Origin of the sequence: Paenibacillus sp. FSL R7-0026, from assembly GCF_038004485.1 — a bacterium.
In the GTDB taxonomy this organism is placed as follows: domain Bacteria; phylum Bacillota; class Bacilli; order Paenibacillales; family Paenibacillaceae; genus Paenibacillus; species Paenibacillus xylanexedens_A.
Map to the genome: position 1 here is coordinate 2,144,644 of NZ_JBBORG010000001.1, position 25,989 is coordinate 2,170,632.

At 46.1% G+C, this 25,989-nt stretch carries 22 protein-coding genes; all 22 read left to right on the forward strand.

Features of this window, described 5'->3' with window-relative positions:
• The first annotated feature begins 87 nt into the window (after positions 1–87).
• The 22 genes from pyrH (at position 88) to dut (ending at position 25,851) form a co-directional block, all read left to right on the forward strand.
• The gene (gene pyrH / locus MKY44_RS09865) at positions 88–816 is read left to right on the forward strand and encodes a UMP kinase (RefSeq protein ID WP_017689153.1); all 729 of its coding nucleotides are present in this window, start codon (positions 88–90) and stop codon (positions 814–816) included.
• Positions 816–1,370, forward strand: a complete 555-nt coding sequence (frr, locus tag MKY44_RS09870; RefSeq protein ID WP_341006916.1) for a ribosome recycling factor — start codon at positions 816–818, stop codon at positions 1,368–1,370. The genes pyrH and frr overlap by 1 nt, the downstream gene beginning before the upstream one ends.
• A gap of 89 nt (positions 1,371–1,459) precedes the next feature.
• Positions 1,460–2,227, forward strand: a complete 768-nt coding sequence (locus MKY44_RS09875) for an isoprenyl transferase (protein ID WP_017689151.1) — start codon at positions 1,460–1,462, stop codon at positions 2,225–2,227.
• A gap of 16 nt (positions 2,228–2,243) precedes the next feature.
• Entirely contained in the window at positions 2,244–3,038 is a 795-nt protein-coding gene (locus MKY44_RS09880; protein WP_341006917.1) for a phosphatidate cytidylyltransferase, read from the forward strand.
• Between the two features lie 70 nt (positions 3,039–3,108).
• Positions 3,109–4,248 (forward strand): 1-deoxy-D-xylulose-5-phosphate reductoisomerase, encoded by a 1,140-nt coding sequence (locus MKY44_RS09885; RefSeq protein WP_341006918.1) that lies wholly within the window; start codon positions 3,109–3,111, stop codon positions 4,246–4,248.
• Positions 4,249–4,361: 113 nt separating this feature from the next.
• Positions 4,362–5,633, forward strand: a complete 1,272-nt coding sequence (rseP, locus tag MKY44_RS09890; RefSeq protein WP_341006919.1) for an RIP metalloprotease RseP — start codon at positions 4,362–4,364, stop codon at positions 5,631–5,633.
• A gap of 62 nt (positions 5,634–5,695) precedes the next feature.
• The gene (gene proS / locus MKY44_RS09895) at positions 5,696–7,150 is read left to right on the forward strand and encodes a proline--tRNA ligase (protein WP_074094579.1); all 1,455 of its coding nucleotides are present in this window, start codon (positions 5,696–5,698) and stop codon (positions 7,148–7,150) included.
• A 152-nt stretch (positions 7,151–7,302) separates the two neighbouring features.
• Positions 7,303–11,622 (forward strand): PolC-type DNA polymerase III, encoded by a 4,320-nt coding sequence (locus tag MKY44_RS09900; RefSeq protein ID WP_341006920.1) that lies wholly within the window; start codon positions 7,303–7,305, stop codon positions 11,620–11,622.
• A 256-nt stretch (positions 11,623–11,878) separates the two neighbouring features.
• Positions 11,879–12,340, forward strand: coding sequence for a ribosome maturation factor RimP (gene rimP, locus MKY44_RS09905; RefSeq protein ID WP_341006921.1), 462 nt, complete (start codon positions 11,879–11,881; stop codon positions 12,338–12,340).
• Between the two features lie 123 nt (positions 12,341–12,463).
• Positions 12,464–13,561, forward strand: coding sequence for a transcription termination factor NusA (nusA, locus tag MKY44_RS09910; protein ID WP_047842500.1), 1,098 nt, complete (start codon positions 12,464–12,466; stop codon positions 13,559–13,561).
• 25 nt (positions 13,562–13,586) lie between these two features.
• Positions 13,587–13,892 carry an RNase P modulator RnpM gene (gene rnpM, locus MKY44_RS09915; RefSeq protein WP_017689143.1) on the forward strand — a complete coding sequence of 102 codons (306 nt, stop codon included), beginning with the start codon at positions 13,587–13,589 and terminating at the stop codon, positions 13,890–13,892.
• Positions 13,885–14,214: a L7Ae/L30e/S12e/Gadd45 family ribosomal protein gene (locus tag MKY44_RS09920; RefSeq protein ID WP_017689142.1), complete on the forward strand. Its 330-nt coding sequence runs from the start codon at positions 13,885–13,887 to the stop codon at positions 14,212–14,214. Before rnpM ends, MKY44_RS09920 begins: the two co-directional genes overlap by 8 nt.
• A complete protein-coding gene (infB, locus tag MKY44_RS09925; protein ID WP_341006922.1) occupies positions 14,207–16,792 on the forward strand; it encodes a translation initiation factor IF-2 in 2,586 nt (861 codons plus the stop codon). Before MKY44_RS09920 ends, infB begins: the two co-directional genes overlap by 8 nt.
• A gap of 25 nt (positions 16,793–16,817) precedes the next feature.
• Positions 16,818–17,177 (forward strand): 30S ribosome-binding factor RbfA, encoded by a 360-nt coding sequence (gene rbfA / locus MKY44_RS09930; protein ID WP_017689140.1) that lies wholly within the window; start codon positions 16,818–16,820, stop codon positions 17,175–17,177.
• A gap of 19 nt (positions 17,178–17,196) precedes the next feature.
• The gene (locus MKY44_RS09935) at positions 17,197–18,174 is read left to right on the forward strand and encodes a DHH family phosphoesterase (RefSeq protein ID WP_074094582.1); all 978 of its coding nucleotides are present in this window, start codon (positions 17,197–17,199) and stop codon (positions 18,172–18,174) included.
• The gene (gene truB, locus MKY44_RS09940; protein ID WP_036670396.1) at positions 18,168–19,091 is read left to right on the forward strand and encodes a tRNA pseudouridine(55) synthase TruB; all 924 of its coding nucleotides are present in this window, start codon (positions 18,168–18,170) and stop codon (positions 19,089–19,091) included. The genes MKY44_RS09935 and truB overlap by 7 nt, the downstream gene beginning before the upstream one ends.
• A gap of 70 nt (positions 19,092–19,161) precedes the next feature.
• On the forward strand, positions 19,162–20,100 hold the full coding sequence (locus tag MKY44_RS09945; RefSeq protein WP_036671020.1) for a bifunctional riboflavin kinase/FAD synthetase: 939 nt from the start codon (positions 19,162–19,164) through the stop codon (positions 20,098–20,100).
• A 159-nt stretch (positions 20,101–20,259) separates the two neighbouring features.
• Complete coding sequence (rpsO, locus tag MKY44_RS09950; RefSeq protein ID WP_036609297.1) at positions 20,260–20,529, forward strand: 30S ribosomal protein S15; 270 nt, start codon at positions 20,260–20,262, stop codon at positions 20,527–20,529.
• A gap of 259 nt (positions 20,530–20,788) precedes the next feature.
• Entirely contained in the window at positions 20,789–22,891 is a 2,103-nt protein-coding gene (gene pnp, locus MKY44_RS09955) for a polyribonucleotide nucleotidyltransferase (protein WP_036670397.1), read from the forward strand.
• 175 nt (positions 22,892–23,066) lie between these two features.
• Entirely contained in the window at positions 23,067–24,062 is a 996-nt protein-coding gene (locus MKY44_RS09960) for a polysaccharide deacetylase family protein (RefSeq protein ID WP_047842504.1), read from the forward strand.
• Positions 24,063–24,161: 99 nt separating this feature from the next.
• Entirely contained in the window at positions 24,162–25,445 is a 1,284-nt protein-coding gene (locus MKY44_RS09965; protein ID WP_076318531.1) for a M16 family metallopeptidase, read from the forward strand.
• Positions 25,405–25,851: a dUTP diphosphatase gene (dut, locus tag MKY44_RS09970; RefSeq protein WP_017689132.1), complete on the forward strand. Its 447-nt coding sequence runs from the start codon at positions 25,405–25,407 to the stop codon at positions 25,849–25,851. The genes MKY44_RS09965 and dut overlap by 41 nt, the downstream gene beginning before the upstream one ends.
• The last annotated feature ends 138 nt before the right edge of the window (positions 25,852–25,989 follow it).

Sequence of the window (25,989 nt, forward strand, 5' to 3'; positions counted from 1 at the left end):
TCCTTTCTTTTTAAGCAGGAGGCCATGCGCGAGAAGTTTTGTTGGTTGAACACCAAGCGTGTTCGATTCAAAGTGGAGGGTGAATAATTGGAACAGCCAGTATTTAAACGTGTTGTCTTAAAGGTCAGCGGAGAGTCTCTTTCCGGTCAAAACGGCTACGGTATTGATGCAGATACGATCTCGTCGATTGCCCAACAGGTAAAAGAGGTTGTTGCACTTGGTGTACAGGTTGCTATTGTATGTGGCGGCGGAAACATCTGGCGTGGAATTGCCGGTAGTGAAAACGGCATCGATCGTGCAACTGCCGATTATATGGGTATGCTGGCAACAGTAATGAACTCGCTGGCACTGCAGGATGCTTTGGAACAGATTGAAGTGCCTACGCGTGTACAGACATCTATTGCAATGCAACAGATTGCAGAGCCTTATATTCGTCGTAGAGCTATTCGCCATCTGGAGAAAGGCCGGGTCGTTATTTTTGCAGCAGGTACAGGTAACCCGTTCTTTTCCACGGATACAACAGCAGCACTGCGCGCAGCGGAGATTGAAGCAGAAGTTATCTTGATGGCCAAAAATAAAGTTGATGGTGTATACTCAGCAGATCCGTTTAAGGACAGTACAGCTGTGAAATTTGATCAGTTGACTTACATGGATATTCTTAACAAAGACCTTGGTGTAATGGATTCAACGGCATCCTCGCTTTGTAAGGACAACAACATCCCGTTGATCGTATTTGCCATTACGGAACAAGGTAACATCAAACGTGTTGTTCTGGGCGAACGTATCGGAACAATCGTTAAAGGGAGTGTAGATTAATGCCACAAGCGGTTAAACAACATGCCGAAGAGCGTATGGAAAAAGCAATTCAAGCATTGCGTCGTGACCTGGCTACTTTGCGTGCAGGCCGTGCAACTCCAGCTCTTCTGGACCGAATTCAGGTAGAGTATTATGGAGCAATGACGCCATTGAATCAACTCGCTAATATCAGTACTCCGGATTCCCGTACACTGATGATTCAGCCTTGGGACAAATCCTCCATGGGTGACATCGAGCGTGCCATCATGAAATCGGATCTGGGTCTTACTCCAGCCAATGATGGTAGCATGATCCGTTTGTCTATTCCGGCATTGACGGAAGAACGTAGAGCGGAACTTGTTAAGCTGACGAAGAAGTTCGGTGAAGAAGGTAAAGTAGCGATTCGTAACATTCGCCGTGATGCGAATGATGACATCAAAAAATTGGAAAAGTCAGATATTTCCGAGGATGAATCCCGGAGACATCAGGACGATATCCAAAAATCGACCGACAAGTTTATTGCTGAAGTCGATAAGGTACTCGCTGCCAAAGAAAAAGAAATCATGGAAGTGTAAGACAAGCGCAGCCCCTCCAATACGGTGGGGTTTTGTCTCTTTTTCCAAGCTTCAGATAAAGAAACTTCAGGGATTTTGGAGGAACAGGAATGATCAAACGGGTTCGGTCGTGGTGGAATGGGGCTGACAAGCAGGAAACGCTGACTATATCCGAGGACAATATCCCGCAGCACGTCGCCATCATCATGGACGGCAATGGACGATGGGCCAAACGTTTGGGACTCCCGCGTATAGCCGGGCACCAAAATGGCATGAAGGCGGTCAAACGTGCGACCATCGCGGCGGATGAACTGGGCATCAAATATCTGACGATGTACGCTTTTTCGACAGAAAACTGGACGCGTCCAAAAGAAGAAGTGGATTTTCTGATGCGACTTCCGCAAGAATTTCTAGCCATAGAGCTGGATGAACTTATAGAAAAAAATGTGCGCATTCGCATGATGGGTCAAGAGGAACATTTACCTTCTCATACCATTAATGCCTTGCGGGAAGCCATTCGTCTTACGGAACATAATACAGGTCTCGTTTTGAATTTTGCAATGAACTATGGAAGTCGTCGTGAAATGACGGACTGTGTTAAACAGATCGCTCTGCAGGTGAAATCGGGGGAACTATCGGCAGAGGATATAACACCTGAACTCATTGATAGACATATGCTGACGGTTGACATGCCTGATCCGGATCTGCTGATCCGGACGAGCGGAGAGTTGAGATTAAGCAACTTTATGCTTTGGCAGCTTGCATATAGTGAATTATGGTTTACGGATATATACTGGCCCGAATTTGGCAAAAAGCATTTGCTTGAAGCAGTAGCCGAATATCAGCGCAGAACAAGGCGTTACGGCGGTTTGAAATAGATGGAGGATGAAGCCGTTGAAACAGCGACTAACGACAGGAATCATAGCAGGTGTGTTGTTTTTAGGTTTTTGCATGCTGGGCGGACCCTGGTACCATGGTTTGGTATTGCTTATGGCTCTCATCGGTTATTATGAATTTGTTAAAATGACCGGGGTGATGCCTTTTTCAGGTGTGGCCCTGATTGGATATACTGGTGTGTTTGCCATTGTGTTTCCTTGGGAAATGCTTTGGGAGGCAAGACCGCTATCCTTATTTCAGGTCATCTGGATAGTAATGCTTGTACTGATGACAGCTTCGGTTGTCACCAAAAATAAGGTTCCCGTGAATACAGTAGCGATGCTTTTCCTTGGCGTATTGTATATAGGGATCGGTTTCTATTACATTGCAGAATCCAGACATCTGCTTCATGGGTTGTTCTGGACGTTCCTGTTGCTGGGCTCCATATGGGCCAGTGATGCAGGAGCTTATTTTGTAGGGAAACTCATTGGTAAAAACAAACTGTGGCCTTCCATCAGTCCAAACAAGACTATAGAGGGTGCACTGGGTGGCATCGTAATTGCAATTGTTACTTCTGTTATTTTTGCATTAGTATCAGATGGTTTGCTTTCCTGGCAGAGAGCGATTGTGATCGGAATTGCCTGTGCAGTTGTAGGTCAGATGGGTGACTTGATCCAGTCTGCATACAAACGTGTATATAATATCAAGGATTCAGGCAGTCTTCTCCCAGGGCATGGAGGCATTCTTGATCGGTGCGACAGCTGGATTGTTGTTTTTCCATTCGTACATATACTAATGCTACTGCCCTACTAAAGAAGAACATGAGTCTGAGATAACAGCATTGTTCGCCGTAGGCATTGGATAATTAAAGATGAGGTGCAGCATGAAAAAAATTGCGATTCTCGGGTCAACCGGTTCCATTGGAACCCAGACACTGGATGTAGTTGACATGCATCCAGAACTCTTTCAAGTGGAGGGACTGGCTGCCGGAGGCAATACAGACCTGCTGATTGAACAAACCAAACGTTACCGGCCGAAGAAAGTATCAGTGGGGTCCAAAGAACTGGCGGAGAAGATAGCTCCACATTTGCCAGCAGGAACGCAACTATTTTATGGCAACGAAGGACTCGTAGAAGTTGCGGCAGGAACCGATGCGCATACGGTTGTTACAGCGGTGGTGGGCAGTGTTGGATTGGAGTCAACGCTTGCTGCCATAGACGCAGGCAAACAGATCGGACTGGCCAACAAGGAGACATTGGTTACAGCGGGGCATATCGTCACGACAAGAGCGGCTGCCAAAGGAGTCTCTTTACTGCCCGTTGATAGTGAGCACTCTGCGATATTCCAATGTTTAAATGGTGAAAACAGAGAACGCCTGACAGGCATCACGCTCACCGCTTCAGGCGGATCATTCCGTGATCTTACCCGTGAACAGTTGAAGAGCGTGACTATAGAGGATGCACTTAAACATCCAAATTGGTCAATGGGCTCCAAAATCACGATAGACTCGGCAACGATGGTTAACAAGGGACTTGAGGTCATTGAAGCACATTGGTTATTTGGTCTTCGATATGATCAGATTAATGTATTGCTTCACCCAGAGAGTGTTATTCATTCCTATGTGGAATTTGATGACACAAGCATCATCGCACAACTGGGGAATCCTGATATGCGTGTGCCCATTCAATATGCACTGACTTACCCTGACCGCTTGCCATCACCGGCACAGCGCCTGTCTCTTGCTCAAGCTGGGAAATTACATTTCCGTGAGATGGATTTGGAACGGTTCCCGTGTTTAAGAATGGCATATGAGTGTGGTAAAATGGGAGGAACCGCAACAACGGCGTTTAATGCAGCCAATGAGGTTGCTGTAGCCCGTTTCTTGCGTAAAGAGATTTCATTCCTTAAAATAGAAGATATTATTGCTTCTGTGCTGGAAGCACACCACAATGTGGACGAGCCTGATCTGCAGGAGATCGCGCGTTGTGATCAGGAGAGCCGTAAGCTTGCGGCCAGTCTGTAATCTCTTTTTTCATTACAAATTGGAAGAAGTGATTCTCTTGTGCGGCATCAGAGAATAATGATAATCTAGAGGGACAGACTGCGGTATGTGCCGTGAAGGAGGATGGATAGGGATTGGAAACCATACAAGTGGTATTTCTAACGGTGCTCATGTTCTTTGTCATCGTGACGGTTCATGAATGGGGGCATTATTATTTTGCCAAACGCGCCGGTATTCTTGTACGGGAGTTTGCGATCGGTTTTGGTCCCAAATTGTTCTCATATAAAAGAAACGAGACCCAGTTTACATTGCGTTTGTTGCCTTTTGGTGGATATGCACGGATGGCAGGGGAAGATCCGGAACTGGTAGAGATCCAGGAAGGACAGACCATTGCGGTAAGATCAGCGGATGACCAGGTGAAGATGATCTATCTGGACCAGCTGGATAACCGTAAAAATGTAATACGTGGTGAAGTCATCTCCATTGATATGGAGAGAGCGCTGAAGCTTCAACTCGATGTAGATGGAGAGATTCAGGAGTATCGTATTCATCCTCAAGCAATGTTGGTAAGTCGTGGTAAACAAACGCAGATTGCACCGAAAGATCGTCAATTCGGCAGCAAAACTGTTGGACAGCGTGCATTGGCTATTTTTGCGGGCCCACTCATGAACTTTATCTTGGCCTTTGTGCTGTTTGCTGTATATGCGCAAATGGCAGGAGTTCCGGTGGAAAATCCAAAAAATCTTGTAATTGGTGAAGTGCTTGAAGGTGGAGCAGCCGATCAGGCGAACCTGCAAAAGGGCGATATTATCGAAACCATCAATGGTACTGCTATTGGTACAGATTCACAAAAAATGGTGTCGATGATTGCCGATTCCAAAGATAAGCCGATGGAATGGACGCTGCGCCGGGGTTCGGATACGTTTAATATAACGATTACTCCACGTGCTGTAGAAGGACAAGAGGGCGGTAAAGTGGGAATCGTACCTACGTTACCAACCCGATCTGTTGGATTTGTAGAGACATTTAAAGTCTCAGGCGTGGCCATGGTTGATACAACCAAAATAATATTTGAAGGTTTTAAACATCTGATCAATCAATTCAACATGGATGATATTGGTGGTCCAGTTCGTACATTTGAAGTGACAGGGCAAATTGCTAAACAAGGGATTGAGCAGTTAACGAGATGGGCAGCGATTTTGAGTCTATACCTTGGGATTTTCAACCTGCTACCAATACCTGCACTGGACGGCAGTCGTCTGGTATTTTTGGGAATTGAAGCGCTGCGCGGCAGACCTGTTGATCCCAATCGCGAAGGCATGGTGCATTTCATCGGATTTGCGATGTTGTTTGTGTTGATGCTGGCAGTAACTTACAATGATATATTACGTTTAATTAACGGATAATTACGGTTGGACTACGCTCTGGAAATTCAGAGATAGTCGTTATGGGAGGACGCTGGAGTCTTATGTCAAAGGAAAATGATAAACAGTTCGTGACTGAAATCACACCACAGGGTGAGGATTTCTCACGCTGGTACATTGATGTTATCAAAAAAGCTGATCTCATGGACTATGCACCCGTACGCGGTTGTATTGTGTTCAAACCAGACGGATTTGAAATCTGGGAACATATTAAGGATGAGTTGGATCGTCGTTTCCGGGAAACGGGTCATCGCAACGCATACTTCCCGATGTTCATTCCTGAGAGCTTCTTTCAAAAGGAAAAAGAGCACGTGGAAGGTTTTAACCCTGAATTACCATGGGTAACGGAAGCTGGCGGAGAGAAGCTGGAAGAACGTCTGGCAATCCGTCCTACATCCGAAACGATTATTGGTCACATGTATTCCAAGTGGATTCAGTCTTATCGTGATCTTCCGGTACTGATCAACCAGTGGGCTAACGTAGTTCGTTGGGAAAAAAGAACGTTGCCTTTCCTTCGCACAAGTGAGTTCCTGTGGCAGGAAGGTCATACAGCGCATGAGACGGAAGAAGAAGCACGTGAAGAAACGATGAAAATGCTGGAGATTTATCGTGAAGTGGTTGAGGAATACTTGGCTATTCCTGTAATTGTGGGTCAGAAAACCAAGTCCGAGAAGTTTGCGGGTGCGGTGGATACGTACTCGATTGAAGCCATGATGAAGGATGGACGTGCTGTACAAGCAGGTACATCTCACTATATGGGAACGAACTTTGCAAAAGCATTTGAAATCCAGTATCTTAGCCGGAATAATGTGCTCGAGCTAGCTTACACTACTTCATGGGGAGTAAGCACACGTTTGATCGGTGCATTAATTATGGTTCATGGAGATGACCGTGGTCTCGTACTTCCTCCTAAAGTAGCACCGACTCAAGTGGTCATGATTCCAATTGGACCTCCGAAAACGCGTGATGCTGTGGTTGGGCGTGCAGATGAATTGTTCACTGAGTTGAAAAAAGCTGGAGTCCGTGTGAAAATGGATGATCGCAGCGATGTTCGCCCGGGTTGGAAATTCAATGAATACGAGATGCGCGGTGTTCCGATTCGTCTGGAGATTGGTCCACGTGATATGGAAAATGGCGTTTGTGTACTCGTATCACGGATCACAGGTGAGAAGAAAGTGGTAGAACAAGCGAACCTGGTAGAAGAGATCCAGGCTATGCTGACACAGATCCAGGTAGATATGTTAGAGCGTGCTCGCACATTTATGTCGGATAACTTCTACTCCGTGGATACACTCGATGAGATGAAAGAACTGATGGAAAATAAACGCGGGTTTACACTGGCCGGATGGTGCGGTTCGGAAACTTGCGAAGATAAAGTAAGAGAAGTTACAGGTGCAACAAGCCGGAACATTCCGTTCCAGCCTGCGGAAGAAAAGCATACGTGCCTGGCTTGTGGTGAACAGGCAGAACACACGGTTGTGTTTGCAAGAGCATACTAAGTCAGGTTAACTTGACGAAAAGCACTTATTCACCGTTTAAGTAATGAATGGAGAGCTTCTGTCGGATAAAATGAGTCGGTGCGAGTTCGGATCGGTGACATTTTTGAATGCAGGGGCTTTTCATGCTTTAAGGGGGTACAAGGAGGAACACGATGAGCGGATTCGAGGAGAAGAGAAAACGGTTTGAGTTGTTGATGAAACAGGCAGAGCTTCCGGCTGGTCTGTTAGAGCCCTATTTTTTGGATGGATGGATTGAACAAGTAGAGACCAATCGAAGTAATCGGGAATGGAATATTCTGATTGCAAAGGATACGTTGGTACCCGCTCCAATCTATCGCACATTTTGCCTGCATATTCAAGAGAAGATGAATCATATCGCCAAAATTTCATTTGGCTTCAAATACACGGACCAAGTACAAAATGGTGATATCGTCAGTGAATATTGGAATCTGTTTCTGGAGTGGGTTACCCGTGAGATTCCATCTGTAAATGGTTGGATGAACCGGACAACCTTTGAATGTGAAGAGGATCTCCTACAACTGACAATGAGTGATGCAACGTCGATGGAATTGGCTCGTAAGAAACAGATTGATCAGGCTATTACAAAATTCTATGACAAATACTTTCATTTACCTCTTCGTATCAAGATGCAAGTGGGTGAAGTGGGCAGTAATAAAGAGGCCATGGAACAGTTCCAGGCCCAAAAACGTGTAGAGGAACTTGAGGTCATCGAGAAGATGATGAGTGAAGTGGACACAGAAATCCCGGTGGATGAGGAGCAGGGTGATCTGCGTTTGCAAATGGGTTATGACATCAAGGAGCCAGCAGTACCCATGCAGGAAATCCAGGATGAAGAGAAAAAGGTCACGCTTCAAGGTTCAGTGTTTGGACTGGATCGTAAAGAATTGCGAAACGGAAATACGTTGTTTACCTTCTACCTAACCGACTTCACGGACTCCATGCAAATGAAGATGTTTGCCAAAACAAAAGAGGATGTAAAAATTCTCAGTTTGCTGGCTAATGGTAAATGGGTGAAGGTGCGTGGTCGTGTAGAATATGACCGGTTTATGCAAATTCCTGAACTGGCCATGATTCCATCGGACCTGATTGAAGTGAAAGCACCGCCGTCTCGCAAAGATAATGCACCAGAGAAACGGGTGGAGTTCCATTTGCACTCTACGATGAGTACGATGGATGCTGTAACTTCAATCGACAAATACGTGAAAATGGCAGCGGAGTGGGGACATAAAGCGATTGCTGTCAGTGATCATGGTGGGGTGCAGGTATATCCCGAGGCTTCCAAGGCTGCTAAGAAAAACGGGATTAAAATGATCTACGGCCTTGAGGCCAATGTCGTGAATGACTCTGTTGCCGTTGTAATGGCTCCTCAGCCATTGGATCTCCAAACAGCAACATACATCGTATTTGATATCGAGACCACAGGTTTGTCGGTAACACAGAACAAAATCATTGAGATTGCAGCCGTGAAGATGCAAGATGGTAAAGAAATCGACCGGTTTGCAACGTTTGTGAATCCGCATGAACGCATTCCCTACAACATTCAGCAGTTGACCAATATTAATGATGACATGGTAAAAGACGCACCTGAGCTGGAGCCTGTTATTCGTGAGTTTGTGCAGTTTGCTGGTGATGGTGTGCTTGTTGCGCATAATGCACGTTTTGATATGGGCTTTATCCAGGCTTCCCTGAAGCAAATTGGATTGCCAGAGCTTCCTAACCCGGTCCTTGACACATTGGAACTGGCGAGATTGTTATTTCCAAAAAATAAGAACCACCGTCTGAATACGATGGCGGATAAATATAAGGTCGGACTCGAAAGTCATCACCGTGCCATTGATGATACGGTTGCACTCGCGGGTATACTGATCGGATTATTAAATGATGCTGCTCAGATGAAAGGGTTAACGAGGCTTGATCGCTTGAACGATTATGTAGGTGTCGACTTGTCGAATACAAGACCTTTCCATTGTGGAATCTATGCATTGAATGATGTCGGTAAGAAAAATCTATACAAGCTGGTATCTCTCTCTCATACGGAACATTTCAAGCGGGTACCGTGCATTCCCAAATCAAAACTGATTAATTTGCGTGAAGGCCTTGTTATTATATCGGGCTGTGAAAAAGGGGAGTTTTTCGAAGCGGTGCTTAACAAATCGCTCGAAGAAGCGGAAGAGATCGCTGAGTTCTATGACATACTGGAGATTCAACCACTTACCATGTATATGCATTTGGTGGATAAAGGGTTGGTGGCTACACCCGAAGAAATCAAAACAGCGATCCGTAAAGTCATTGATATAGGCGCAAAATTTAATAAACCAGTCATAGCCACAGGTAACGTGCACTATTTGGAACCGCGTGACAAGTTATATCGGGATATCACCATTCATGGAATTACAGGTTTTAGTCCGCTCAAAGATCAACGTAAACCGGATGCACATTTCAGAACGACAGAGGAAATGCTGGAAGAGTTCCAGTTCCTGGGCCAAGATAAAGCTTACGAAGTCGTTGTTACAAATACGGTGGAGTTGTCTGATCGATTTGAGGAAATTAAGTTATTCCCGGACAAACTGTTTACTCCAATTCTGGAAGGTGCGGACGAAGAAATCCGTAATACCTGCTATGACACTGCCAAGTCTATCTATGGCGAGGAATTACCAGAAGTAATCGTTGCACGACTAGAGAAAGAGCTCATTCCAATTATTAAATACGGTTTTTCTGCCAACTATCTGATCTCGGAACGCTTGGTTAAAAAATCGAATCAGGATGGTTATCTGGTAGGTTCGCGGGGATCGGTTGGCTCCTCTGTTGTTGCTACATTCCTGGGTATATCCGAGGTTAATCCACTACCTGCTCATTATATTTGTGTGAATTCAGAATGCAAACACAGCGAGTGGTTCCTGGACGGCAGTGTTCGAAGTGGATTTGACCTTCCAGAGAAAGAGTGTCCGGATTGTGGTGGCACACTTAAAGGAGAAGGCCAGGATATTCCGTTTGAGACCTTCCTTGGATTTAAAGGAGATAAAGTTCCCGATATTGACTTGAACTTCTCTGGTGATTATCAGCCTCACGCACATAACTACACGAAAGTGCTATTTAGTGAGAAAAGTGTTTTCCGTGCAGGGACCATTGGTACGGTGGCTGAGAAAACAGCATTTGGTTTTGCCAAGAAGTATGAGGAACAGCATCAGAAGAAATGGCGTGGAGCTGAATTGAATCGTTTGGCCTCTGGCTGTACTGGGGTGAAACGGAGTACTGGACAGCATCCCGGCGGTATTGTCGTAGTACCTGATTATATCGAGGTCGAAGACGTTACACCTGTTCAGTTTCCGGCTGACGACGTTAATGCGGAGTGGAAAACGACACACTTTGATTATCATGCTTTTGAAGAGAACTTGCTGAAACTTGATATTCTGGGGCACGATGACCCAACTATGATGCGGATGTTGCAGGATTTGACAGGTGTCGATCCAACGACCATTCCGATGAATGATCCGAAAGTCATGAGCATGTTTAACTCAACCGAAGCTCTGGGTGTTACACCGGAACAGATTAGGTCGCCAGTCGCAACGTTTGGCGTGCCAGAGATGGGAACGAAGTTTGTACGTCAGATGCTTGTTGAATCCCAGCCGACGTCTTTTGCCGATTTATTGCAGATTTCCGGATTGTCTCATGGTACAGGGGTATGGCTTGGAAACGCTCAGGATCTGATTAAGAACGGAACGTGTAACATTAAGACGGTAATTGGTTGTCGGGATGATATCATGTTATTCCTGATCTATAAAACGGGAATGGACGCAAGTTTGGCCTTTAAGATTACCGAGAGTGTTCGTAAGGGACGAGGTCTGCCACAGGAATGGATTGACGAGATGAAGAATTGTAAAGTGCCTCAATGGTACATTGATTCGTGCCTCAAAATCCAGTACATGTTCCCGAAGGCTCACGCGGCCGCTTATGTTATTTCCGCAGTACGTACGGCATTCTTCAAGCTATATCATCCGATTGAATATTACGCAACCTACTTTACGGTACGGGCGGATGAGATCGATATCGAACTGATGTGTCAGGGATATGACGCGATCTATCGCAAAATTACGGAAATTGAGCAATTAGGTTTCCAGGCACCTCCAAAAGAGAAAAACATGTTACCTGTCCTTGAAATGGGTCTGGAAATGGCAGCTCGCGGATTCTCGCTGAAACCTATTGACTTATATCGTTCGGAAGCGACGAAGTTCATCGTTGACGGAAAATCACTAATCCCTCCATTTTCAGCTTTGGCAGGAATCGGGGATAACGCTGCTCGCAATATCGCTGCGGCAAGAGATCATGGTGAATTCCTGTCGGTGGAAGACTTCCAGCAGAAGTCGAAAGCAAGTAAGACCATTGTTGAACTCCTGTCGAATATGGGATGTTTCCGTGGCTTGCCAGAGAGCAATCAGCTTTCCCTTTTCTAGGATTGAATTTGGATCTAACGATAGCGATTGTTGGGGGAACGTAATTTTTCCTTCATTAGTAAGTAAACTGCCTGAAGCATCGCTTACTTGTCACTATTACCAGACTATGTTATAATTTTTGAAGTGAACGAGATAGTACGAATTTCTAAAGAGTGGGGAAACCCACTCTTTAGTCTTTGGTATACAAGAATCTTGGGTATTGAATAATCTGCCAGTGCTTTTTTGCTGGTGTAACCTAAGTTGGAGGTTATTGGTTTTGAGCACAACGAACATTAAATCTACCGTGGAAGAAATGATCCAACCCTACTTGAACGAACAAGGCTTCGAGCTGGTTGACATCGAATACGTCAAAGAAGGCAGCAACTGGTTTTTACGGGTGTATGTCGACAAAGAGGGTGGCATCGACATCGACGATTGTGTCTTGATCAGCGAAAAGCTGAGCGCTAAGCTGGATGAGAACGATCCGATTCCAACCATCTATTTCCTTGAAGTGTCTTCTCCCGGTGCGGAGCGTCCACTGAAAAAACCTGAGGACGTTACCAAAGCTGTAGGCAAAAATGTTTTTGTTACAACCTACGAGCCGGTGAACGGATTGAAGGAATTTGAAGGCAAGCTGCTTTCCTTTGATAACGATGAACTCGTGATCGAAGCAGGCAAAAAACAGCATGCCATTTCTTATGATAAGGTTGCCAGTGCGCGCCTAGCTATTTTGTTTTAAGTGCCTTGTTCACTTTATTAATGAAAAAGACACATCTCACGATAACGGCAAGGTGCTCATGAGTTCAGAGCCTTTCGCCGTTTTACGTATGAGATGCCATGTTTGAAAGGGGGATCAACATTCATGAGTATGGATTTTATTGAAGCAATGAATGAATTGGAACGGGAAAAAGGGATCAGCAAGGATGTGCTGTTTGAAGCGATCGAGGCTGCACTAATTTCCAGCTACAAGCGGAATTTCAACACGGCCCAGAATGTGCGTGTTGACATGAACCGTAATACGGGAGTTATTCGGGTGTATGCCCGTAAATTGATCGTGGAAGAAGTCCTGGATTCACGTACCGAAATTTCATTGCCTGCTGCACGAGAAATCAACCCACACTTCCAGTTGGAAGATATTGCGGAGATTGAAGTTACGCCGCGTGATTTCGGACGTATCGCGGCACAAACTGCCAAACAGGTAGTGACCCAGCGGATTCGTGAAGCCGAACGCGGCCTGATCTACAACGCTTTCGTAGATAAGGAAGAAGATATCGTTACGGGAGTGGTGCAGCGTCAGGATTTGCGCAATATCTACATCGATCTGGGCAAAATCGAAGCGGCTTTACCGCTGACCGAATTGATGCCGAACGAGAAGTTTGTTCATGGTGACCGTATTAAGGCGTATATCACCAAGGTCGAGAATACGACAAAAGGGCCGCAAATCATTTTGTCCCGTACCCATCCGGGCCTCTTGAAACGTCTCTTTGAACTGGAAGTGCCTGAGATCTTTGACGGTGTAGTTGAAATTCGCTCCGTCGCTCGCGAAGCAGGGTTCCGCTCCAAGATTGCCGTTCACTCCCGCAACGAGGAAGTTGATCCAGTTGGATCTTGTGTAGGTCCTAGGGGAATGCGCGTGCAGACCATTGTGGGTGAGCTGCGCGGTGAAAAAATCGACATTGTTCGTTTCTCCGATCAGGTAGACGAATATGTTGCTAATGCACTGAGTCCTTCCAAAGTATTGGAAGTTCATGTATTTGAGGAAGAAAAGATGGCTCGGGTTATCGTTCCGGACTATCAACTGTCGCTCGCAATTGGTATCAAAGGCCAAAATGCCAGATTAGCAGCCAAATTAACCGGCTGGAAAATCGACATTAAGAGCGAGAGCCAGGCGGAACAGGAATTCGGCAGAGAAAAAGATTCTTCTTCTGAAATGCATCAGGATTCCGTCTCCGTCGACTAAAGTAAAGTACGGGGGGCGCTGACGTATGAAACCAAAAAAAGTGCCGCTGCGCAAATGTGTGGCATGCCAAGAAATGATGCCCAAAAAGCAGCTGATTCGCATTGTTAAAACGCCAGAGGATGAAGTGCTGATCGATTTGACTGGCAAAAAATCCGGACGTGGTGCCTATTTATGCGGCAAAGAGTCCTGTTTTAAGCTCGCACTCAAAAACCGGGCTTTGGATCGGGCGTTAAAAGGCAAAGTCTCACCTGAAATTTACGAGCAATTAGCAGCTGATTTCATCGCGGTTGAGGATGAATTCAAAGCAGCACAGGAGCGTGAACATGACTAATATTAAAACGCTGTCTTATTTGGGACTCTCTATGCGTGCAGGTAAACTTGTAACAGGTGAAGAAATTGTACTTAAAGCGATCCGTTCTTCCGAAGCTAAAATGGTTATTGTTGCGGGTGACGCCTCAGCCAATACACAAAAGAAATTTCGCGATAAATGCGGAACTTATAAGGTTCCTCTGTTGATCGGATTTGACCGGGATAGTTTGGGTTCAAGTATCGGTAAAGACACGCGTGTTGTTCTTGCAGTAACGGATCGAGGGTTTGCAAAAATGATCTCCAAGCAAGTCGGTATAATGTCGGAGGTGGAGTATATTGAGTAAACAGGAAAACAAGGATAAATTGCGAGTTTATGAATATGCGAAGTCCCTTAATATGAGTAGTAAAGAAATTATAACCATTCTTAAAAAGCTGGAAATTCCCGTAAACAATCATATGAGTGTCATGGAGAATGGTTCAGTCGGTAAGGTGGAACAATTTTTTAAAGATATAAAATCCACTGCTGCTTCGAAACAAGGCAACGATGCAAAACCAGTTGCTACTTCGGCAGTGCGCAGTGACAAACCAGTGGACAGCAACAAGCCGGCCGGCGGAGTGAACACGCCGAAGAGCAGTAACCCATCCGGTAGTCCCGTACAAACAAAAATACAACAGGAAAAGCAGGTAGGTATGAACAATAGACCAAATTCCAACAATAACAATGGCACCCAAAGACCCAGCGGCCAAGATAGCCGTAACAGAACGAACTCTTCCCAAGGCTCAAGCCAAGGAGGACAATCAACTAACCGTCCAAGACCAGCTCAAGGTGGACAAAGCAGTACTGCATCCCGTCCGCAAGGAACGGGTCAACGTCCGAATAACAGCGGTGGCGGTCAAGTAAGAACTTCAGGCCCTAACAGCGGTGGTAATACAGGTACTGCTGGCAACCGTAGTGGTGGCCAAGGTCAGAGCCAAGGACAAGGCCAACGTAGAAGCGGCCCAGGTGGTACTACTGGCAACAACAACAATAGTGGTAACCGTTCGAACAGCGGTGGCGGTGGACGTCGTTATGATGACAACCGTGGCGGCAACTTCCGTGGTAACCGTGGTGGCAAGAATAACCGCAACAGAAATCAACAACAGTACCAACAACGTGAGAAAATTGATAACACACCTAAGAAAATCATCGTTCGTGGTGATATGACCGTTGGTGAAACAGCGAAGTTGCTCCATAAGGATGCTTCCGAAGTTATCAAAAAGCTCATCGCTATGGGCGTTATGGCAACAATCAACCAAGAGCTTGATATCGAAACGATCCTTCTGCTTTCAGGTGAATTCGGTGTTGAGGTTGAAGTGAAGATTGTGCTTGAAGATGACCGTTTCGAAACACTGGAAGAGAATGATGATGCTGCTGACTTGCAGGCTCGTCCACCAGTAGTTACGATCATGGGTCACGTTGACCATGGTAAAACTACTTTGCTGGATGCGATTCGTTCCACGAATGTATCCGATGGCGAAGCAGGCGGAATCACGCAACATATCGGTGCATATCAAGTTGAAATTAACAACAAAAAGATCACGTTCCTGGATACTCCGGGTCACGAAGCGTTTACAGCGATGCGTGCACGTGGCGCACAAGTTACGGATATGACAATTATTGTCGTAGCTGCGGATGACGGTGTTATGCCACAGACCATTGAGGCGATTAACCATGCCAAAGCTGCTGGGCTACCAATCATCGTGGCTGTCAACAAAATTGACAAGCCGGGCGCTGATCCAGACAAAGTGAAACAAGAATTAACCAGCTATGAACTCGTTCCTGAAGAGTGGGGCGGAGATACCATCTTTGTTAACGTGTCAGCGAAACAAAGAATGGGTCTGGAAGGTCTGCTTGAAATGATTCTGCTGGTTGCAGAAGTGAACGAATACAAAGCGAACCCGGACAAACGTGCCCGTGGTACAGTGATTGAAGCCGAGTTGGATAAAGGACGTGGCCCAGTTGCACGTATCCTCGTACAGCACGGTACATTGAAAGTCGGCGATGCTTTCGTTGCAGGTAACTGCTTCGGTCGTGTTCGTGCGATGGTCAATGACAAAGGTCGCAAATTGAAAGAAGCTGGGCCTTCAACACCTGTAGAAATCACAGGTCTGACTGAAGTTCCAGGTGCGGGAGATCCATTCATGGTGTTTGAAGATGAGCGCAAAGCGCGTTCCATCGCTGACAAACGTTCGATCACGCAACGCGAATCCGATCTGGGTACGCATACTCGTGTGACGTTGGATGATCTGTTCCAGCACATCAAAGATGGAGAGATCAAAGATCTGAACGTAATCATCAAAGGTGATGTACAAGGTTCGGTTGAAGCATTGAAAGGTTCCCTTGCGAAGATCGAAGTTGAAGGTGTACGCGTGAAAATCATTCATAGCGGCGCTGGTGCAATCACAGAATCCGACATCATTTTAGCTGCAGCATCCAATGCTATCGTGATCGGTTTCAACGTTCGTCCTGATAACCAGGCGAAATCAACTGCAGATCAAGAGCAAGTAGACATTCGTCTGCATCGCGTGATCTACAGTGTTATCGAAGAAATTGAACAAGCGATGAAAGGTATGCTTGATCCGATCTACAAAGAAAAAGTTATCGGTCATGCTGAAGTTCGGAGCACGTTCTCCATCAGTAAAGTGGGTACCATCGCTGGTTGTATGGTTACCTCGGGTAAAATTACGCGTTCTGCGGAAGCACGCCTGATTCGTGATGGCATTGTCCTTTACGAAGGTAAGCTGGATTCCCTGAAACGTTATAAAGATGATGCCAAAGAAGTAGCACAAGGTTACGAGTGCGGTATCACACTTGATAAATATAATGATCTCAAAGAAGGCGACGTTATCGAAGCTTTCATTATGGAGACCGTACAACGATAAGCAAGGAAGCATGAGGTGAACAACAATGGCTAAGATTCGTACAGGTAGAGTGGGCGAGCAGATTAAGAAAGAAATAAGTCTGCTCATCCAGTCTGAACTGAAAGATCCACGTATCGGCTTTATTACGGTAACGGGAGTCGAAGTGACAGGAGACTTGTCGCAAGCCAAAGTTTATCTGAGTGTCTTCGGTGAACAGGAACAAAAAGATAACACGCTGAAAGCTCTGGCAAAAGCAAATGGATTTTTGCGTTCCGAGCTGGGCAAACGTATCCGGTTCCGGCATGTTCCCGAGTTGATATTTAAGATTGACGAATCCATCGCTTATGGCAGTCGAATTGAGAAGCTGCTTGGCGATATTGGTTCCGACAAGAACGAATCCCAGTAACAGAATAGAGGAGACGGCAATGCACACTTATGAACAGGCGCTCCAGGCCGGAAAGCAATTTCTGCTGGAGCATGATGATTACCTGGTCGTGTCGCATGTACAGCCGGACGGTGACGCAGTCAGCTCGACGGTAACGGTGGGCTGGCTGCTGTCATGTCTGGGTAAGACATTCACGATGATTAATGAAGGTGAAATCCCCGGGCGCATGCAATTTTTGTGGGAAGCAGGCAACATTGTGAACATGACCGAACAACCACCGCAGCGAAAATATAAAGCTGTTATCTGTGTGGATTGTGCAGACTTTGCCAGAGTAGGTTTGACACGTCATTATTTTGAAGATGATGCTGTTATCTTGAATATTGATCATCACCCTACAAATGACGGTTATGGTACAGTCAACATCATTAAGTCTGATGCTGCTGCAACGGCTGAAATCTTGTTCGATTTTCTTAACCTGTTCCAAGTAACATGGGATAAAGATGTTGCGACGGCAGTTTATACAGGATTGCTTACCGATACAGGTGGATTCCGCTATGCGAACACCAGCCCAAATGTAATGACAACGGCCTCCAGACTGCTTGAACATGGCGTGGATGGACCCTATCTCGCCCAGACCTTGTTGGAGCAGGTGACCCTTCCGCAAGTTCGGATTTTGAATCAGGCACTATCAAGCCTGCAGATGACAGATGATGGTAAGATAGCCTGGGTTGTTATCACACCAGATGATATGGTGGCTTGTGGAGCAGCTAATGAAGATCTTGAAGGGGTAGTGAACTATCCGCGCAACATTCAGGGCGTGGAAGTTGGTATCTTTTTCAAAGTCATCAACGAGAATGCAGTCAAGGTTTCTTTGCGTTCAGCTGGTAAGATTGATGTTGCTGCACTAGCACAGACCTTTGGCGGAGGCGGGCATGTGCTCGCAGCCGGATGTCGTCTGGAAGGCAGACTTGATGATATTGTCGCAAAAGTACTGAAGCAGGTGAATTCACAATGGTAAAGCCATTTGAAGGTGTACTTCCGGTATATAAACCGGCGGGATTTACTTCTCATGATGTTGTAGCCAAAATGCGTCGCATTCTCAAAATGAAACGCATTGGGCATACGGGCACACTTGACCCACAAGTTACAGGGGTTCTGCCGCTCTGTCTTGGACGGGCGACACGTGTGGTGGAGTACATGCAGGAGCTTCCGAAGGAATATCTGGCTACGCTGAGATTGGGACTGTCTACTGACACAGAGGATATGACAGGGGAAGTCATTGAGCGGGCTGAGACAACTGTGGAAGTAACACAGGAACAGGTTCAACAGGTGCTTGAGCAGTTTCTGGGCACGATCTCACAGGTACCACCCATGTATTCTGCGGTAAAGGTAGACGGCAAACGTCTTTATGAGCTTGCTCGTGAAGGTAAGACGGTAGAGCGTAAGAGCCGTGAGGTCACAATCTATGAGCTCGAACTTACTGGGATTGAGACTCAGGGTGAGACCACCGATATATCCTTCCGGGCCTTATGTTCAAAAGGAACTTATATTCGGACATTGTGTGTAGACATTGGTCGGCAACTCGGATATCCATCCACCATGGTTCAACTGGAGCGTACGATATCGGCAGGTATCTCTGCAGATCGTTGTCTGCGTATTGAAGAAGTGGAACAACTTATGGCTGACGGGACTTTGGCGGAGGCGCTGATTCCTGTTGACGAGGCTATTGCTTCAATTCCGGCCCATAAGGTTGGAGAAGAACAGACCAAAGGAGCACTTCAAGGTCAGAAACTGTCTGCGCGTCTTCTGGAACCGCCTGTAGAGCAACCTGGTCTATTGCGGTTGTATGCTCAGGATGGTACGTTTCTGGGGATATTTGAACGGGATGAACTAAAACCAACGGTGAGGGCAGTTAAAGTCTTTTTGCCGGAATAAAGAGGTTTCGGGCTTGAAGTTGTGGTGATGCTCAAGCTTGGCCTATCTAGTGAAATGCAGGTGAATGATTGTGAAAACCGTAATGCTAACCTATCCGCAGACGTTACATTCGACTGAGCTGAGCACACTGCCCCAAGTGCTTGCGATTGGTCAATTCGACGGACTGCATCTCGGACATGCAAGTGTCATTTTATCAGCTGTCCGCATTGCGCGGGAAACGGGCATGCAGGCAGCGGTCATGACCTTTCATCCACATCCGAAGGAAGTTATGCGCAAAGGGGATTACGAGGGTTATTTAACTCCCTTGAGAGATAAAGAAGACATCTTGGCAGGAATGGGCGTTGATGTACTCTATGTGGTGGAGTTCAATGAAGATTTCTCACGGTTGACGCCGCAACAATTCGTACACGACTTGTTGATTCCTCTTCAGACACGAACAGCGGTGGTTGGTTTTGACTTCCGTTTTGGTCACAAGGGTGCAGGGGATGAACAACTTCTTCGTACTTTGGGAGAAGGAGAGATGACGGTGGAAACCGTTCCTCCTTTCTTGTTAAATGGTGAAAAAGTGAGCAGTTCTCTCATTCGTGGCCTGTTGAAGCGTGGGGAGATGGATGAGGCCAGTCAGTGGCTTGGCCGACCTTACAGCATCAGAGGAACCGTCATTCACGGGGAGAAGCGTGGACGAACGATTGGATTTCCTACAGCCAACCTTGAACTCACGGATCATTACGTTACCCCGTCGAAGGGTGTTTACGCTGTTCGTGTGCAGTATGGCGAACAGGAACTGCATGGCGTAATGAATCTCGGTGTGAAACCTACGTTTCACGAAAGTGGGATGAAACCTACGTTTGAAGTGCACCTGCTTGATTTTGATGGACACTTGTATGACCAGGAACTAAAGGTTGAGCTCGTTCACTATATTCGTGCAGAACGAAAGTTTGACTCCATTGAGGCATTGATTAGCCAGATTCGTGAAGATGCATTAACTGCCGGCCGCCTGTTATCTTAAAGGTTCAGGATTAAATGCATGTTTACATTTACTTTAACTAGGCAATTATGATATACTGTACTACGTTGTCGATTGAGGCAACATTAACCTTGGCTTGGTTGCTTGCTCTCACCGGCGGTGACGAGGCTAATGGCGATTATATTGAAGGAGGTGAACAGGATGGCATTGACTCAAGAACGTAAACAACAACTGATCGACGAGCACAAAACTCACGAGTCCGATACAGGATCTCCAGAGGTGCAAGTTGCTATCCTTACGGAAAACATCACAAGTTTGACAAACCACTTGCGTACGCACAAGAAAGACCACCACTCACGTCGTGGACTTTTGAAAATGGTAGGTCAACGTCGTAAGCTTTTGGCTTATGTGAAAAACAAAGATGTTAAACGTTACAGCGCACTGATCGAAAAACTCGGATTGCGTCGTTAATTATCGTACATGTTTTCAAAATCAACCTGGCTGTTATCCGTCATTCTTTTGTCTAAAAGGACAAGCGGAACCTACAGCCGGGTTGTTTTGTAGATGAACATGTTGCCATATATTTGTAGATGGGGCTCCGTGAGGAGCTTTTGTTGTGCAGGTTAGCATGTTGAAAGATCCATACATAGCTAATGAATGCAGGACAAGCAGGAAATACTGTAAATATGCAGAATCCATTGAATTAGGAACGAATAAAAGGAGGGGTTTCATGGAACAGCGTGTTGAAATGCAGCTTGGTGGAAGAAAGCTTACGCTTGAGACCGGGCGTTTGGCCAAGCAGGCTAATGCTGCCGTTAAGGTAACATACGGGGATACCGTGGTATTGTGTACCGTGACAGCATCAAGTGAGCCGAAAGATCTGGACTTTTTCCCATTAACGGTGAACTATGAAGAAAGATTGTACGCCGTAGGTAAAATCCCGGGAGGATTTATTAAACGTGAAGGCAGACCGAGTGAGAAAGCCATTCTTTCAAGCCGTCTGACAGACCGTCCAATTCGTCCTTTGTTCCCGGAAGGCTTCCGGAATGATGTACAAGTTCTGAATATCGTTATGAGTGTGGATCAGGATTGCGAACCGCAAATCGCTGCAATGATTGGTACATCGGCAGCATTGAGCATTTCGGATGTTCCATTCAGCGGACCGATTGGTGGCGTGAAAGTTGGACGTATTGATGGCGAGTTCATCATTAACCCAACGATTGCACAGCTTGAAGTCAGTGATATTGAACTGGTCGTTGCAGGAACCAAAGATGCCATCATGATGGTTGAGGCCGAAGCAAACGAAGTGCCGGAAGAAGTGATGCTCGAAGCAATCATGTTTGGACATGATGAGATCCAAAATATTATTGCTGTAATCGAACAACTTGTGCAAGTTGCTGGAAAAGAAAAAATGGCTGTTAAGTTGCGTACCGTTAATGCTGAAGTTAACAGCAGTGTGCGTGAATTCGCCAGCGCTCGTCTGGTCGAAGCGGTTAAAATCGCCGAGAAGCATGCTCGTCAAGATGCAATCGATGTAGTGAATGACGAAACCGTTGCTCACTTTGAAGAGAAATATATTGAAAGTCCGGAATTGTTCAAAGACGTGAAGGAAGTTCTGCACGATATCGTCAAAGAAGAAGTGCGTCGTCTGATCACGCATGATAAAGTTCGTCCGGATGGACGTGGACTTGCTGAAATTCGCCCAATCGAATGTGATACATCTCTGCTGCCACGTGCACATGGTACAGGACTGTTTACGCGTGGTCAAACGCAAGCACTTAGCGTTTGTACACTTGGTGCACTGGGTGATGTTCAGATTTTGGACGGAATCAGTCTTGAAGAAACGAAACGATTCATGCATCACTATAATTTCCCACCATTCAGCGTAGGCGAAGCGCGTCCATTGCGTGCTCCAGGCCGTCGCGAAATCGGACATGGTGCTCTGGGTGAGCGCGCGCTTTCCAAAGTGATTCCTTCCGAAACGGATTTCCCATACACGATTCGTTTGGTATCTGAAGTTCTGGAATCCAACGGCTCATCATCTCAGGCAAGTATCTGTGCCAGCACTTTAGCTATGATGGATGCAGGTGTACCAATCAAAGCTCCAGTTGCGGGTGTAGCTATGGGTCTGATCAAAGATGGAGATCATGTATCCATTCTGAGTGATATTCAAGGTATGGAAGATCACCTCGGTGACATGGACTTTAAAGTAGCTGGAACACCTGAAGGTGTAACTGCAATCCAAATGGACATCAAAATTGCTGGTATTAATCGTCAAATTTTGTCTGATGCATTGGCGCAAGCCAAAGAAGGCCGTATGCACATTTTGGGCAAAATGAACGAAATTTTGAAAACTCCACGTGAGCAGTTATCACAATATGCACCTAAAATTACAACGATGCATATCAATCCGGACAAAATCCGTGATGTTATCGGTGCAGGTGGTAAAATTATCAATAAAATCATCGAAGAAACCGGTGTTAAAATTGATATTGAACAGGATGGACGTGTCTTTATCGCTTCTTCTAACCAAGAGATGAATGATAAAGCCAAAGCGATCATCGAAGGTATTGTGCGCGAAGTATTGGTCGGCGAGATTTATGTCGGCAAAGTAAAACGCGTAGAGAAATTCGGTGCATTTGTTGAAGTACTTCCGAACAAAGAAGGTCTGGTACACATCTCGCAACTGTCAACTGAACGTGTTGCCAAAGTGGAAGATGTTGTAGCTATCGGTGATTCCATTACGGTAAAAGTAACAGAAATTGACCCACAAGGTCGAATCAACTTGTCCCGTAAAGCAGTTTTGACTGCTGAAGCTCCGGCTCAATCCTAGGATACCGAAGCGACAGGTTATAAATGGATAGATTGAATGAAGAGACAGAATGTGAATTTCTGGCTCTTTTTTTAACGTTTAAATACGTAAAGCAAGGATGAAACCATGGCTCAGCATTCATATTTTTGCCCTTGTCCTCATATGATGGGGACAAAGACGGCGGGAGGATGGAGCTGTGGGAAACCAATCCAAAAAGCTGGCGGCTGTTCTGGCGGGTGTGACTGCGGTCATATTGATCGGACAAGTTGGCAGTGTACGTACATACATTACGGAGATCCGTGATGGGCCAGGTACGCAAAATGCTTTTGACATGTTTAAGGAGGCAACTGGAGAAGATGCGCTGTTGTCTGCGATTCGGGATAAAGCGGCTGAAACGAAAATTGCTCCGGTAAATGCCAGAGTGGATCGGGTATGGAAAGCGATTCCTGGTTATAATGGCATGGAGATTGATGTGGAAGCGACATACCGTAAGGCGCTGAGTGGAACATTGAATACCAAAATAGCGTATGTCTACCGTCAGATTGAGCCGGAGATTCAGCTTAAGGATTTGGGTGCACATCCGATCTATCGGGGGAATGCAAACAAACCGATGGTTTCTTTTATGATTAATGTGGCCTGGGGGAACGAATACATCAAACCGATGCTGGATACGCTCGATGCCGAGAAAGTGAAGGCTACTTTTTTTCTGGATGGAAGTTGGTTAAGCAAAAACGTTGAACTGGCCAAAGAAATACAGAAGCGTGGGCATGAGATGTCCAACCATGCATATTCTCACCCTAACATGAGTCGATTGAGCGCAGAACGGGCCAAGCTGGAAATTAGCAAAACCCAGGATCTGCTCCATAAAACACTGGGCGTAGAGAATCGTTGGTTTGCTCCGCCATCCGGTGACTTTAATCAGAAGACCGTTGACATTGCTTCATCCATGGGACTGCAAACCGTGTTATGGACAGTAGATACTGTGGATTGGCGTAAGCCAAGCCCGGATGCCGTTGTTGCCAAAATTGCTAAAAATACCGAGGCTGGAACGTTAATTCTAATGCACCCTACAGCTGCTTCTTCGGGAGCTTTAAAGGGCATGATTCAATCCATACGGGCCAAAGGTCTGGTGCTCGGAACAGTAAGTGAGACGCTGTCTTCGGAACGTGTAAACACCTCTGCGGTTGAGTGAACGTTGTTTTTTTGTTAATATCAAACAGTTGGAACCAAATGTCGATTTCAATTTCAAGGTTGAGATCAAGGCAATTATAGAGATGTAGGAGGGCCAACCATGAAAAAAATTCAGCTGGGCAATGGCCTCAGAGTTGTCATGGAACAGATACCGACCTGCCGTTCTGTGTCTTTCGGAATATGGGTCAAGACAGGTTCGCGCAATGAGCAACCTGCAAGTAACGGAGTATCACATTTTATTGAACACATGTTATTCAAGGGAACAGATCGTTATGATGCCAAGGCGATTGCGGAGCAGTTCGATGCGATTGGTGGTAACGTGAACGCGTTCACTTCCAAAGAATACACGTGTTATTATGCTAAAGTATTGGATGAACATTTGCCGATTGCGGTTGATGTATTGTCTGATATGTTTTTCCGCTCCAAAATGGATGATGGTGAATTGATCAAGGAGAAAAACGTCATTCTGGAAGAAATCTCGATGTATGAAGATACGCCTGATGATATGGTACATGATCTGATGGCCTTGGCCGCCTATGGTGAGCATCCACTCGCATACCCAATCCTGGGTACGGAAGAACGTCTCAAAGCGATGGATTCCAGCCATCTGCGTGCATATATGAAGGAGCACTACACGATTGAGAACACGGTCATTAGTATCGCGGGTAATATTGATGACAGTGTAATCGATCTGATGGAGAAGCATTTTGGTGCTTTTGATGTAAATGGAGTATCGGAAGCAGTCACGATGCCAGCCTTCCAAAGCGGACAGCTCTTTCACAAAAAGAAAACGGAACAGAATCATATCTGTATCTCGTTCCCGGGCTGTAAAATCGGAGATCCGCTGCAATTTGCTATGGTTGTTCTGAATAACGCCATAGGTGGAGGCATGAGCTCCAGGCTGTTCCAGGAAATTCGTGAGAAACGGGGTCTTGCGTACTCCGTGTATTCCTATCATAGCTCTCATGCGGACAGCGGACTTTTCACGATATACGCAGGTACAGCACCGAAACAGACCAAAGAAGTGCTCGATCTGACCAAAGAGGTTCTAAGAGACTTGGCTGTTAACGGCTTGTCCGAAGATGAACTTCGTAAAGGAAAAGAACAGCTGAAGGGCAGCTTGATTCTAAGCTTGGAAAGCACAGGCAGTCGCATGAATCGTCTGGGTAAAAACGAACTTATGCTGGGCAGACACCATACGCTGGATGAGATGATCACCAAAATTGAGCAAGTTACCATGGACGATATTAACGCGGTACTTGATCTGATGTTTGCTGAACCTTTTGCACTTGCTATGGTTGGCGCTTCAGATAAGACGATCGCTGGATTGAGAAGGGATGATTTTGTTGCATTACGTTCAAATACAGAAACTGCCGGGCAATGAAGATATTAAACTGCCTCAAAAAATGTCGGAGCTGGCATCCGGCTTTGATGTAGTAGCTGCACTTCAGGAAGATGTTGTACTGCAGCCGGGTCAGCGTACGCTGATTCCTACCGGACTTGCGATGGCAATGCCAGCTGGATTGGAAGCACAGATCCGTCCTCGGAGCGGACTGGCTTTCAAACATGGTATTACTTGCCTCAACACACCGGGGACCATTGATGCGGATTATCGCGGAGAAGTTAAAGTGCTGTTGATTAATCTGGGTCAGGAACCGTTCACGATTGTACGGGGAGAGCGCATCGCACAGATCGTCTTCCAGACCGTGCCTGCGGTTGAATTGACTGAAGTGAATGAACTTTCGGAAACGGTACGTGGCGAAGGTGGATTCGGTCATACCGGGAAATAAGCAGCGTAAATATACCTATTCTTTAGAGTCGTCCCTGACAGGGGCGGCTCTTTTTTACATTTGAGAAACGGATGGTGGAATGCAATTATTGTTTTCACCCCCCTGTGGGCCCCTGCATACGATAAGGCATACATGTGG